Source organism: Paraburkholderia hiiakae, assembly GCF_904848665.1.
Lineage (GTDB): Bacteria > Pseudomonadota > Gammaproteobacteria > Burkholderiales > Burkholderiaceae > Paraburkholderia > Paraburkholderia hiiakae.
On the sequence record NZ_CAJHCQ010000029.1, the window covers coordinates 1 to 11,780 of the forward strand.

Consider the following 11,780-nt stretch of genomic DNA (forward strand, 5'->3'; position numbering starts at 1 on the left):
TTTAGTGTGAGACTCTTGATACTTTTGCTGCTCCCGACCCTGCTCCGGAGAACAAGGTCAGGCCGCCACCGCATCAAGCGCCCACACTTATCGGCTGTAAATTTTTAAAGAACAATTCATCTTAATCGCTTCGTTTTCGTTCGCAGCGATCAGCGAAGGAGGCGAATTATGCGGGTCATCCCGGATATCGTCAAGCGACTTTCGAATAATATTTTTGGGGGTCGCTACGCCGATTATGTGAGGAGAAATTCCTGTGCCTCTTTTGCAGCGTTTGCGGCGCGAGTCTCACGCCCGTGCGCGAAGGCGTGGTCGATCAGCGCGATACCGTGCAAAGTGATGCGGAAAAATGCGCGCCGAACCAGCAGATCGGGCTGTACTGCTCACGCGCGCGTACGTCGCGCATCGTGATCGACCCATGACGCGAGCCCGCATGTGGGGGGCGATCACGCCTTCAGCGCCACCCATGCCGGCGCGGCGTCCAGCTTGAAACTGAATGTCGCGCCGCGTTGCTCGCGGTCGACCAACTCGATGCGGCTGCCATGCAGTTGCAACATCCGTTGCACGATCAACAATCCCAGACCGCCTTGACGGCGCACATCGCCTGAACTGAACGCACGCCGGAACAGGCTCGCGCGAAGCTCGGGCGCAATCCCCGGCCCCGTGTCGCTGACCACGACGCTCACTTTATCGCCCTCGCGGGCAAGCTCGACGCTGACCTCGCCGCCGTCCGGCATATGCCTGATCGCGTTGTCGAGCAGATTGGTCAGCACACGCTCGATCATGCCCAGGTCGGCGCAGACCGCTGGCAACCCCGGCGGGATATTGGCCTGCAAGCGGATTTGCCGGGCCTGTACTTCGAGTTCGAACTTCTGGAACACGTCCTGCACGACGTCCGCGAGGGGAAACGTTTCGAGCGTGAGTTGTACGTTCTCATGCTCCAGTCGCGCAAGCTCGAACAGCGATTGCGCGAGCCGCCCGACCTTCGCGCTTTGTGCGAGCGCGATCGCCAGATAGCGACGGCGCTCGACGCCTTTCAGGGTGTCGTCCTTCAAGGACAGCGTCTCGAGATAGCCGTGCAGCGAAGTCAACGGCGTGCGCAGATCGTGCGAGATGTTCGCGAAGAGTTCGCGCCGCTCCTGGTCCTGCCGTTTGAGTTCGCGCCACTGCAAGCCGATGCGATCGGCCATCTGGGCAAACGTGCGTTCGAGAATGGCAATCTCGTCACGCGTTCCCGTGTGCGCCGCCGAGCGGCTGAGCGCAAGCGGCGCCGGTTCCGATCCTTCGCGAATCGACGCATCGAAGCGGCTCACGGTATCGGTCAGACGTCGCAAGGGTCGCGTGATCAGGCCAAACGCGATCAAACCGGCAATCAGACCGAGCGACGCGACCACGGCCATCAACCCGAGCGTCGTGCGCAGCACCGTGCTTTGCGCGAGCCGCGAAGCGAGTGCGTCACGCGCTTCTCCAATCAGGACTACGTAGATATAGCCGGCCGGCCGCCCGTCGGCGCCAGAGATCACGGCGGCGCTGAACACCTTTCGGGCGTCCACGCTACGCGGATCATCGCCCAGAATCGGCAATGGTTGGTTGGCCAGAAAACGCTGCACCGGTAGCAGGTCGACCTGCATACGCCGGATGTGCCCCGGCGGCGCATCGTCGCCCGTGATGCGGCCGTTGGCGTCGAGCAGGTACACCTCGACGCTGGGATTGACCGCCATCAGTTGTCCGAACAATGTGCGCAACGCCGCCGGTTTGGGCCCGTCCGCGCCCATGAGCGCAGAGTTGCTGGCGATATGGAACGCCAGATCGTGAGAGAGCGCCTGAATGACCTCCTGATCGTGCAGATCCGACGCCCGTATCTGCAACCAGGCCGACGCCCCGCAGCACGCGAGCAACAGCACCGAAAACACGATGGACACCCGCTGCGTCAACGACAGTCTCACGACGCCCCTCCTTGCATCTCGTCGCGCGGCGCGGCGTTGCCCGGGGCCGTGGGCGCCAGCGGGTTGAACTTGTAGCCGCGTCCCCATACGGTCAGGATGCGCACGGGCTGCGCCGGGTCGGCTTCGATCTTGGTCCGCAGGCGGTTGATGTGCGTGTTGACCGTGTGCTCGTAGCCTTCGTGCTGGTAGCCCCAGACGGCGTTGAGCAACTCCATGCGCGAGAACACCTTGCCCGGATGGCGCGCGAAGTGGTACAGCAGGTCGAATTCACGCGGTGTCAACTCAATGCGCTTGCCATCGACTTGCGCTTCGCGCGTGACCGGATCGATCGAAAAGCCGCCGAGCATCAGGGTGCCGCCGTCGAGCCGCAAATCCTTCGCCATCGCCTCGACCCGGCGCAGCAAGGCCTTCACGCGCGCGACGAGTTCCAGCACTGAAAACGGCTTCGCGAGGTAATCGTCGGCGCCGAGTTCGAGTCCAAGAATGCGGTGCACCTCGCTCGAGCGCGCGCTCGTGATGATGATCGGCGTGTAGCGCGTCATCGCCCGCGCGCGCCGGCAGATCTCGAGGCCATCGACGCCCGGCAGCATGAGGTCGAGGATCAGGGCATCCCAGCCGCCCTGCTCCAGCAGCCGCAGCCCTTCGGCGCCGTCGGCGGTGTGGACGACCTCGTAGTGCTCGTCGCGCAGATGCAGCATGAGCACGTTGGCGATATCCGCGTCGTCCTCGACGATGAGCACGCGTTTGGGCTGATCCATGTGTCGTTCAGGCGTAGGGCGCAGCGCGCCTCGGATTGCCCATTGTGCAGAAAATTCCGCCACGGAGTTATCACAATTAATTTTACTTTTCGTGAGGACTTCGATATCGGCGACTGCCTAAGCTTCGTGTAAAGCATGCGCGCCGCCCCAATCCCATTGGGGTGGCGTTGCAGCGCACAAGGAGGGCACGATGGATATTCGTAGACGACTCCTATTGTCCGGTGGCGGCGCGCTTGCCGCCATGGCCGCGCTCGGTCAGTGGCGCGTGAGGGCGGCCCAAGCGGGCAGCGACACGGCGGCGGCCAGCAGTGCGACGTCCGGCCCGGCCGAACATTTCGCCGTGGTTCATACCGAGGCCGAATGGCGCAGGCTGCTGACGCCCGCCCAGTATGAAGTGCTCAGGAATGCGGGGACGGAGCGCCAGTTCACCAGCCCGCTCAACAACGAACACCGCACTGGCACGTTCGCCTGCGCGGGCTGCGCCACGAACCTGTTCGCCTCGAGCACGAAATTCGACAGTGGCACGGGCTGGCCGAGCTTTTATGCGCCCCTCCCGCATGCGGTGGTCGAACATGAGGATCGCTCGTTCGGCATGGTCCGTACCGAAGTGCACTGCCACTGCTGCGGCGGCCACCTCGGCCACGTCTTCGATGACGGACCAAAGCCGACCGGCCTGCGCTACTGCATGAACGGCGTTGCCATGACCTTCAAGCCCGGCTCGGCCTGAACACTCAACCCGGATTGCCCTTCCCGACACCATCATGTTACTCATCGTCCTCGCGTATCTCGGCGGCGTGCTCACGATCCTGAGCCCGTGCATCCTGCCCGTGCTGCCGTTCGTCTTTGCGCGCGCCGATCAGCCCTTCGTCCGCTCCGGCCTGCCGCTCCTCGCCGGCATGACCGCCACCTTCGCGGCCGTCGCGACGCTTGCCGCCGTCGGCGGCGGCTGGGTCGCGCAGGCCAACCAGTATGGCCGTTGGCTCGCGATCGTACTGCTCGCCGTATTCGGCCTCACGCTTCTAATGCCCCGCTTCGCCGATCGGATCATGCAGCCGCTCGTGAACGCCGGCAATCGGCTCTCCAACGCCGCGCAGCACGACGGCGCACCAGGTATCGGCTCGTCGTTTCTGCTCGGCATTGCCACGGGGCTGCTGTGGGCGCCTTGCGCCGGCCCAATTCTCGGCCTCGTTCTGACCGGCGCGGCGCTGCAAGGCGCGAGCATCGGCACGACCTTGCTGTTACTGGCGTATGCGGCAGGGGCGGCCACTTCGCTGGCCGTCGCGCTACTGCTGGGCGGCCGTGTCTTCGCGGCAATGAAGCGCTCGCTGGGCGCGGGCGAGTGGATCCGACGCGGTATTGGCGTGGCGATGCTCGCCGGTGTCGCCGCCATTGCGCTGGGCCTGGATACGGGCTTCCTCACACGCGTTTCGACGGTGGCGACGGGCGGTCTGGAGCAGCATCTCGTCGATACGTTCGCACCGTCGCGGCACCCCGCCATGGCGATGACCGGTTCCGCCAATCGCGCGCAGTTGCCGAACGCGTCCGACGACAACACGGATGCGGCGAACACGATGTCGGCGAACAGCGGCGCCATGATGCGCACCTCCGACGCGATGCGCGCCGCGACGACGCCCGCGCTACCGGTGCTCGGCCAGTTGCCGCCGCTTGCCGGCGCCGTGCAATGGCTGAATTCGCCGCCGCTCACCGCTCAATCGCTGCGCGGCAAGGTCGTGATCGTCGACTTCTGGACGTATTCGTGCATCAACTGCCTGCGCTCGCTCCCCTACGTCAAAGCCTGGGCCCGCAAGTACCGCGACAAAGGGCTTGTCGTGATTGGCGTGCATGCGCCCGAGTTCGCCTTCGAGCGCAATATCGACAATGTGCGCAAGGCCGTTCGCGATCTCGGCGTCGACTATCCCGTGGCGATCGACAACGACTACGCCATCTGGCGCGCGTTCGACAACCAGTACTGGCCTGCCCATTATTTTGTCGATGCCAAAGGGCAGATTCGGTATGAGCACTTCGGTGAAGGCGAATATGACCAGTCCGAACGCGTCATTCAGCAACTGCTCGTGGAAGCGGGCCACCCGGAGGCGGCGAATGTCCCGCTCGGCCTCGGCGGCACCACGGAGCGCGGCGTCCAGCTAAAGGCCGACAACGCCGACATGCGCTCCCCCGAAACCTACATCGGCTTCGAGCGCGCCGAGGGCTTCGCGTCGCCGGACGGCGTCGCGCAGGACGCTGCGCGCAACTATCGCGCGCCCTCGAACCCTGGCCTCAACCATTGGGGACTGGCGGGCGAATGGAGCGTCGGCGCCGAGCACGCGACGCTGGCAAGACCTGGCGGCGAGATCGTCTACCGCTTCCACGCACGAGACCTGCACCTGGTTCTGGGCCCTGGCCCGGACGGCAAGCCAGTGCGCTTTCGCGTGACGGTGGACGGCAAGGCGCCGGGCAACGCGCACGGCAGCGATGTGGCGTCGGACGGCGCCGGCACGGTGACGGGACAGCGTCTCTATCAACTGGTACGCCAGCCCGGCGACGTGGCTGACCACACGTTCGCGATCCAGTTTTTCGATGCGGGCGTACAGGCCTTTGCATTTACTTTCGGTTAAACCCCAGCCGCCGGGCGCGCTTCGCCCGGAAAGGATGACATCGTGAATCCGTTTTCCATGAAATCCGGATCTGCATCGATCCGCAGATTCCCCCTGCCTGGCAAGATCGCCCGTTTCGGCGCCCTGGCGATCGTGATGGCCGCCGTCGCGCTATGGCAGCGCAGCGCACACTCCGATGAGCGTGCGGTCTCCGTACCGGCGCCGCTTCAGGACGAGCATGCGAGTGACGCGCATTCGGAAACCGCCGTCGTTGCGGGAGGCTGCTTCTGGGGCGTCCAGGGCGTGTTCGAGCACGTGCGCGGCGTCACGCAGGTGGCGTCCGGCTATACGGGCGGCGCGGCCGATACGGCCGAATACGAGCGCGTGAGCGACGGTGATACCGGGCACGCGGAATCGGTGCGGATTACTTTCGATCCCGCTGTGGTCAGCTACGGCAAAATCCTGCAGATTTTCTTCTCGGTCGCGCACAACCCGACGGAACTCGACTACCAGGGCCCCGATCACGGCACTCAGTACCGCTCGGCGGTATTTCCGATGAATCCGCAACAGCGCAACGTGGCGCAGGCATATATCGCGCAGTTACAAGGCGCGCATGTGTTCGCGAGCCCGATCGTGACGCGTATCGAGACTTTCAAGGGTTTCTATCCTGCGGAGAATTACCACCAGAACTTTCTCGTCCTTCATCCCGACTACCCCTATATCGCGATCAACGATATGCCGAAGGTCGAGGCACTGAAAAGCTTGTTCCCTGCGGTTTACCAGACCAAGCCTGTACTGTTTCAGGCCACGGCCAATATGAAGCCATAGTCGCATAGGAGAGCGGATAGATTCTGGCGCGCTGCAAGGTGCGCCCTGCTGCCTCATTTTTCCCTGCAGTTGGACTTCGGGCTCGCTAGCGTTTGCTCGACGGTCCGCCGCACTACGAGTCCCCACTGCGGCGCCCTGGTTCACAACCCTCGTGTGGTGAAAACGTCAAAGTCAGCCGGTCGTATTTTTGAAATGTATTTTTTGAGGACCATCATAGGGCGACGGACTTTGAATCAGGCTTACAGGTAAATGGGGGCATGTCATGGGCAGCGCGCTAGTTTGGGCAGCAATCCCTCACAACAGCGATGGGGTCGTGTTCCAGGTTCGCGTGATTCGCGGACTTCAACGTTTTCATCTTCCACGCCGGGCGCTCGAGGAGGCTTTCGACCTGGCACCTCATGCGTCGGATGCACGGCAACTCGAACTCTTTTATCAGCACAAGACCCACATCGTGAGTCGGGCCATGCGCAAACGTCCGATTGCGGGCACTCACACCGCTGCACTTCAGACTGCGGATTTGACCACTTCCGTAGAAGCAGGACAGGACGCGACAGCGTATCTGTCGGAAACGCAAGGGTACCTGGCTACAAACTGAAGGGCTGTCGACGAGAACGGTCGTTGGCGTGCGGAAAATCGGACATCGAAAACGGGTTGCGGATTCAACCGGTCGATGCGCCGGTTTAATGGAATCGTTCTGCCGGTGTGTCGAAGGCGAGAGCGGCAGGCGAATCAAGCACGCAGCGATGCGTGCTCACGTATATGCGACCTGTACGAGGAACGTTGCGAAGTAGTCGTCGTCCAGCCATCCAGAAATATGCTTCGATGCCTCGATGCGCTGGATTTCCCTCTGTCCTTTATCGGTCAGGATGGCAATCTGGAATGCCGGGAGATACGTCGCATTGGGGGGAGTTCTCTGGTCAACAGTCTGGATCAGCCCTTGCGAGCGAAGCGACGTGAATATTGCCGGTCGCTTGTGCCATGGTATTTGTCGATACAAAGCAAGTCGAAGAGCTTCGAGTACAGCGCCATTGTTGAATTCCATGAGCATCCTTCTGGTGATCGGCTGAATCGTCCTGCTGGCTCTGAACACACACCGTAGCACATCAAACGGCTCTGTACGATGACACACGCAGGAAACCTTTCGTCTCCAGCGGCACTTGACAGACGAAGCCATGCAGACACGAGTGATTTTCAGCTGACCGAGCAGCACCGATAGCCGAGTGCCGGGAAAGACCAAACTGCTGTTCCTGGATCTCCGGCGCGGGCGGCCGATCAACAATTGGTGCGTTGAACCCGTTGGAGGGAACGGGGCGTAGCGCGCAGCCACGCGGTTTCGCATCTTTGGCGTCACGCCTCCTTCAAGGATCTTTTGTCTGCCGGGACGCTGAGGTCAGGGATACTTGGGCTAGAGACAGTTAGTTGCACAACAAAACAAAAACCACCTCCCTTCGTCGGCCGACGCTGCCACGTGCGATGGCAACGGCATGCGAAGAGGATCCGGGCCATGCCGGTGGATCGTACAAACCACGAAATGTATGATGCCGCTTATCGCGACAAAGACCTCATGCGCACCGAGCGCCCCGCTGGCAGGCGCCGCGCTTGAGCCGCTGCGTCGTCCTGCATTATTGGTTTGAATGGGACTTGTCCGCCGAAACGGGTTACCGGCACTGGAGGAATCCATGTTCGACAAGGCGCTACGGATCGAGGACGGGGCGGACTGGCATCACTTCCACGTTTATACCGACAGCACGCCTGTCGCGATGCTGCTTATTGCAGCCTTGCTGCTCGCAATCCTGCTGGCGAGCGCGATCTGCTACTACGTCACGCGCTCGATCATGCTGATGATCGTTGGCCGCCTTGCGCGCCAGCCGCAGCGCAAGTGGCTGCGCGCAGCCGAGTCCCACAGGGTATTCCATCGGCTCGCGCCGCTCGTGCCCGCCTTGATCCTCTATGCGTCCGCCCCCCTGCTCTCGGGCCTCACGTTCCCGCTCATTGCGGCGCTCGGACATCCACTGGCCGTGCTCGCGGCATGCTACATGGTGTACACGCTCCTGCGCGCCGCGCTCGCGTTCCTCGACAGCGTAGGTGAGCGCTACAGTCACTTCCCGTCCGCCAGCGAGCGCCCGATCAAAAGCTTTTTGCAGACCGCAACCATCGCGCTCTACGTGATTGCCCTGATCGCGGGGATTTCGGTTTTGCTGGAGCGCTCCCCGGCCTACTTCCTCACCGGCCTCAGCGCAATGACGGCGCTTCTGATCATCATTTTCCGCGACTCGCTGCTCGGCTTCGTGGCCAGCATCCAGCTCACCGTCTATGACATGGTGCGGGTGGGAGACTGGATTGAAGTGCCTGGTTTTGTCGCCGACGGCACCGTGATCGACATTGCACTGAACACGATCAAAGTCCGGAACTTCGACAATTCGATCGTCATGCTACCAAGCTACGTTCTGCTCACGAACAGCGTAAAGAACTGGCGTGGGATGACTGAGTCGGGCGGTCGGCGCGTCAGGCATGCGATGCATTTCGATGCCGACACCGTCCGCTTTCCAGACGAGGCACTACTCGTCCAGCTGGGCAACGATCTTGAAGGGCCACTTGTGCGAGTCGCCCCCGGGGACACCCAGCGCCGCACGAACCTCGGCCTGTACCGCCTCTATCTGAACGCGTATTTTCGCGATCATCCGGCGGTCCGCAAGGACATGCCGATCGTCATCCGGCAGGTGCAGTCGAGCCAGCCCGTCATCGCACTCGAGATATTTCTCTATGTCGACGAAACGCGCTGGGAACCCTACGAAAACCTGCAGTCGGACATGCTCGATCATGCCTACGGGCTCGTGTCGCAGTTCGGCTTGCGCTGCTGGCAGGAGCAACGCGCGTCGTCGCGACAGCTGTAACCTGCCCGGGCAGGCCGCGGCAATCTGGCCGACGCGACCTGCGATTCCTGACCGTACGTTGGAATCCGGCGACAACGGCCATATTGCCTTTGCCATTGAAAGCCGGGATCGCTCAACTCCCCTTACTAAATCGATCAGGGCTTCCAGGTCCGCAGCCGAAGCGTGCGTAACGATGTCGTCGCTTAGAAGAAGTGCCGTATGCCGACATTGGCGCCAACCGTCGTGCCATCTACACCAAAAAGCGCGCCGTTGATGGCAAGGCCCGTATCCATCTTGCCGTTGTTGTGCACGATGGCGGCTTGTGCGTAGACCACCGTCGCCTTCGACAAGAAGTATTGCGCGCCGATCGAACCCAGAATCGAGTTGTTGCCGGTCTGGTTGCGATCGCTCGTCCACCACACGCCGCCGTCCACCGTAACCGTGGGCGTGACCGAATAGTTCAGGCCGCCGGCAATGACATTGTTGTTGAAGCTTCCTGCGACCTTGTAGTTTGTGAAGGAAGCCTTCGCAATGACCGACCCGAACGTATACGAAACGCCGAGGGTACGCCCGAGAAACTCAATATCCGAAGGAACCGGCGTAGGCTGCGCGGCGCCGCTGTTGCCGTCATACATCGCGGCATTGATGGCAAATCCGGCGTGCTCATACTTCAAACTAAACGAGTATTGGCGGCCAGCCTGAAAGTCGCCCGCCACGCCGCCAGGTGCAAGCATCGCGCGCGCGGTGAACCCTGCAATCTCGGGGCTCGCGTACGACACAGCGTTCGAATTAAAGAGGCCGGTTGCGTATACGTTGTCGACGTAGATGATTGCGCCACTGCCGAAATCGGAGAATCCGCGTGGGTCGGTTTCGTCGATCGCGTAGAGAAAAGGGGAATACTGCAAGCCCGCCTTGACCTCGCCAAAACGCCCGGCGAGCGAGATCCAGGCTTGACGTCCAAAGAAGTTGCCGTTCGAATCGTTAAAACCGCCATTGGCCAGACTGATCCCGCTTTCGAGGTCGAAGTTTGCTCGCAAGCCGCCGCCCAGATCTTCAGAGCCGCGCAAGCCGAACCGTGAAGAATTCAACCCGCTGTCGACCAGCGAAAACTGCTTGCCGCCGTTCCCGCCGTTCTCCGCCAACGTCTTGCTGGTATACAGCAGCGCGGCATCTGCCGCGCCGTAAAGCGTCACGCTACTCTGCGCGTGCGCGGCCCCACAGGTGGCCAGTAAAGCCAGAATCGCCGCCCGTTGTGCAATTTCGCATCCCATCTTCTTCATGATTTCAACCTTTCATTTGGCGATATTTAGTATTGCAAAACAATTATCTTAAAAGGCGGTTAGTAAGCGGTTTATGCGGCTCGAAGTCCCCGTCGTTCCTTCCGGCCGCAGCCTGCACTCACGCGCTCAACGACCTGCCTGCGCGCCAGCGCGCTCCGTTTTCGTAATCACCAGCAACAAGATCGCACCAAACGCGAAGAGCCCAGAGAACACATACAGGCCAGTAGCCATGCTGCCCGTAGTGGTCTTGAGCCAGCCGATCACGGTGGGGCTCACGAAACCGCCGAGAAGACCGATGCTGCTGATGAGCGCGATCCCGCTCGCCGCACCCGCGCTACCCGAAAGCCACGCGGAGGGAATTGCCCAGAAGAGAGGCACTGTCGAGAAAATACCTGCGGCCGCAAAACACAGCAGTACGAACGACAGCGCCACTTGCGACGACGCCATCGGCAACATCATCAACGCCGCTGCACCCACCATCGCGGCGATCGAGGTGTGCCAGCGACGCTCGCCAATGCGGTCGGAACTCGCTGCGCAAGCAAACATCGCCACGGCGGCCACGACGTTCGGAATCGCAGCATAAAGACCAATGCGAGCGAGATCGGTCACCCCCAGCCCCTTGATGATGGTCGGCAGCCAGAACGGGATCACCGCAATCGCGCAAATGAAGGAGAAGTAAACCGCTGCAAACGCATATACCCGCCGGTCTTTCAGGACATCGCGCACCGATCCGGCGACGTGGGTCGATCCCTGCGCCTCGACCTCCTGGGCGACGAGCGCTTTTTGCCGGGGCGTCAGCCAACGAGCGGCATGCGGGCCTTCGGGCAGTGCGAAGAGGATGACGAGGCCCAGTCCGACACTGGGCAACCCCTCAAGAAGGAACATCCATTGCCAGCCCGCGAGCCCGGCCACGGCGTCCATGTTCTTGAGGATCCATCCCGAGAGCGGATTGCCGATCACACCGGCCAGGACGAGTGCAGAGGAGATCGCCGCGAGCGCCTTGGCGCGCCGCGCCGCGGGGTACCACAGAGTCAGGTAGTACACGACACCGGGGAAAAAGCCTGCTTCGAACACACCCAGCAAAAAGCGCAGCGCGTAAAAGGCCGGCACCGAGTTCACCATCATGGTCGCCGCCGAGACGATCCCCCAGCCGATCGTGATTCGCGCCAACGTGCGGCGCACGCCAATCCGGTTCATCAGGAGGCTGCTAGGCACTTCGAACATGAAGTAGGCGATGAAGAAGATTCCCGCGCCAGCACCATAGACAGCGTCGCTAAAACCGAGCGCCGTTTTCATTTGAAGCTGAGCGATGCCGATGTTGATGCGATCGATGTTCGCCAGAACGTAAGCCACGAACAACAACGGCATCAAGCGCCACCGGATCTTCGAATACGCGGCGTCAATCTCACTTGTGCCGATATCGGGCAGGTCTTGCGCCCCTGCCGCTTTGGTTGGTGCGTTCATCGTCTGTCTCCTGATTCTTTTTTTGAATGTGCTACCTGAA

At 61.7% G+C, this 11,780-nt stretch carries 10 protein-coding genes; 5 read left to right on the top strand and 5 right to left on the bottom strand.

The window, feature by feature from the left end:
- Positions 1–443: 443 nt before the first annotated feature.
- Both JMY28_RS34965 and JMY28_RS34970 read right to left on the bottom strand, forming a co-directional pair.
- Positions 444–1,943 carry a sensor histidine kinase gene (locus JMY28_RS34965; RefSeq protein ID WP_201700454.1) on the bottom strand — a complete coding sequence of 500 codons (1,500 nt, stop codon included), beginning with the start codon at positions 1,941–1,943 and terminating at the stop codon, positions 444–446.
- The gene (locus JMY28_RS34970; protein WP_236597186.1) at positions 1,940–2,701 is read right to left on the bottom strand and encodes a response regulator transcription factor; all 762 of its coding nucleotides are present in this window, start codon (positions 2,699–2,701) and stop codon (positions 1,940–1,942) included. The genes JMY28_RS34965 and JMY28_RS34970 overlap by 4 nt, the downstream gene beginning before the upstream one ends.
- Before the next feature lie 190 nt (positions 2,702–2,891).
- Between JMY28_RS34970 and msrB the strand changes: the two genes are divergently transcribed.
- From msrB to JMY28_RS34990, 4 genes are all read left to right on the top strand, one after another.
- On the top strand, positions 2,892–3,428 hold the full coding sequence (gene msrB / locus JMY28_RS34975) for a peptide-methionine (R)-S-oxide reductase MsrB (RefSeq protein WP_201700455.1): 537 nt from the start codon (positions 2,892–2,894) through the stop codon (positions 3,426–3,428).
- Positions 3,429–3,462: 34 nt separating this feature from the next.
- Positions 3,463–5,316, top strand: coding sequence for a cytochrome c biogenesis protein DipZ (locus JMY28_RS34980; RefSeq protein ID WP_201700456.1), 1,854 nt, complete (start codon positions 3,463–3,465; stop codon positions 5,314–5,316).
- A 135-nt stretch (positions 5,317–5,451) separates the two neighbouring features.
- Positions 5,452–6,123 carry a peptide-methionine (S)-S-oxide reductase MsrA gene (gene msrA, locus JMY28_RS34985; RefSeq protein WP_236597191.1) on the top strand — a complete coding sequence of 224 codons (672 nt, stop codon included), beginning with the start codon at positions 5,452–5,454 and terminating at the stop codon, positions 6,121–6,123.
- 262 nt (positions 6,124–6,385) lie between these two features.
- Positions 6,386–6,718 (top strand): hypothetical protein, encoded by a 333-nt coding sequence (locus JMY28_RS34990; protein WP_201700457.1) that lies wholly within the window; start codon positions 6,386–6,388, stop codon positions 6,716–6,718.
- Positions 6,719–6,874: 156 nt separating this feature from the next.
- On the opposite strand, the gene JMY28_RS34995 is transcribed toward JMY28_RS34990, so the two are convergent.
- Complete coding sequence (locus JMY28_RS34995) at positions 6,875–7,165, bottom strand: hypothetical protein (RefSeq protein ID WP_201700458.1); 291 nt, start codon at positions 7,163–7,165, stop codon at positions 6,875–6,877.
- A 637-nt stretch (positions 7,166–7,802) separates the two neighbouring features.
- On the opposite strand from JMY28_RS34995, the gene JMY28_RS35000 reads away from it, so the two are divergent.
- The gene (locus tag JMY28_RS35000) at positions 7,803–9,017 is read left to right on the top strand and encodes a mechanosensitive ion channel family protein (RefSeq protein ID WP_201700459.1); all 1,215 of its coding nucleotides are present in this window, start codon (positions 7,803–7,805) and stop codon (positions 9,015–9,017) included.
- Positions 9,018–9,199: 182 nt separating this feature from the next.
- Here JMY28_RS35000 and JMY28_RS35005 read toward each other — a convergent pair whose 3' ends face one another.
- Positions 9,200–10,267 carry a porin gene (locus JMY28_RS35005; protein ID WP_201700518.1) on the bottom strand — a complete coding sequence of 356 codons (1,068 nt, stop codon included), beginning with the start codon at positions 10,265–10,267 and terminating at the stop codon, positions 9,200–9,202.
- A 135-nt stretch (positions 10,268–10,402) separates the two neighbouring features.
- Positions 10,403–11,740 (bottom strand): MFS transporter, encoded by a 1,338-nt coding sequence (locus tag JMY28_RS35010; protein WP_201700460.1) that lies wholly within the window; start codon positions 11,738–11,740, stop codon positions 10,403–10,405.
- Between the last annotated feature and the right edge of the window lie 40 nt (positions 11,741–11,780).

What these genes read in the sequence shown, in the direction of transcription:
- JMY28_RS34970 (WP_236597186.1), bottom strand. Translation starts at nt 2,701, where the DNA reads ATGGATCAGCCCAAACGCGTGCTCATCGTCGAGGACGACGCGGATATC.
- msrB (WP_201700455.1), top strand. Translation starts at nt 2,892, where the DNA reads ATGGATATTCGTAGACGACTCCTATTGTCCGGTGGCGGCGCGCTTGCC.
- JMY28_RS34980 (WP_201700456.1), top strand. Translation starts at nt 3,463, where the DNA reads ATGTTACTCATCGTCCTCGCGTATCTCGGCGGCGTGCTCACGATCCTG.
- msrA (WP_236597191.1), top strand. Translation starts at nt 5,452, where the DNA reads ATGGCCGCCGTCGCGCTATGGCAGCGCAGCGCACACTCCGATGAGCGT.
- JMY28_RS34990 (WP_201700457.1), top strand. Translation starts at nt 6,386, where the DNA reads ATGGGCAGCGCGCTAGTTTGGGCAGCAATCCCTCACAACAGCGATGGG.
- JMY28_RS34995 (WP_201700458.1), bottom strand. Translation starts at nt 7,165, where the DNA reads ATGGAATTCAACAATGGCGCTGTACTCGAAGCTCTTCGACTTGCTTTG.
- JMY28_RS35000 (WP_201700459.1), top strand. Translation starts at nt 7,803, where the DNA reads ATGTTCGACAAGGCGCTACGGATCGAGGACGGGGCGGACTGGCATCAC.
- JMY28_RS35005 (WP_201700518.1), bottom strand. Translation starts at nt 10,267, where the DNA reads ATGGGATGCGAAATTGCACAACGGGCGGCGATTCTGGCTTTACTGGCC.
- JMY28_RS35010 (WP_201700460.1), bottom strand. Translation starts at nt 11,740, where the DNA reads ATGAACGCACCAACCAAAGCGGCAGGGGCGCAAGACCTGCCCGATATC.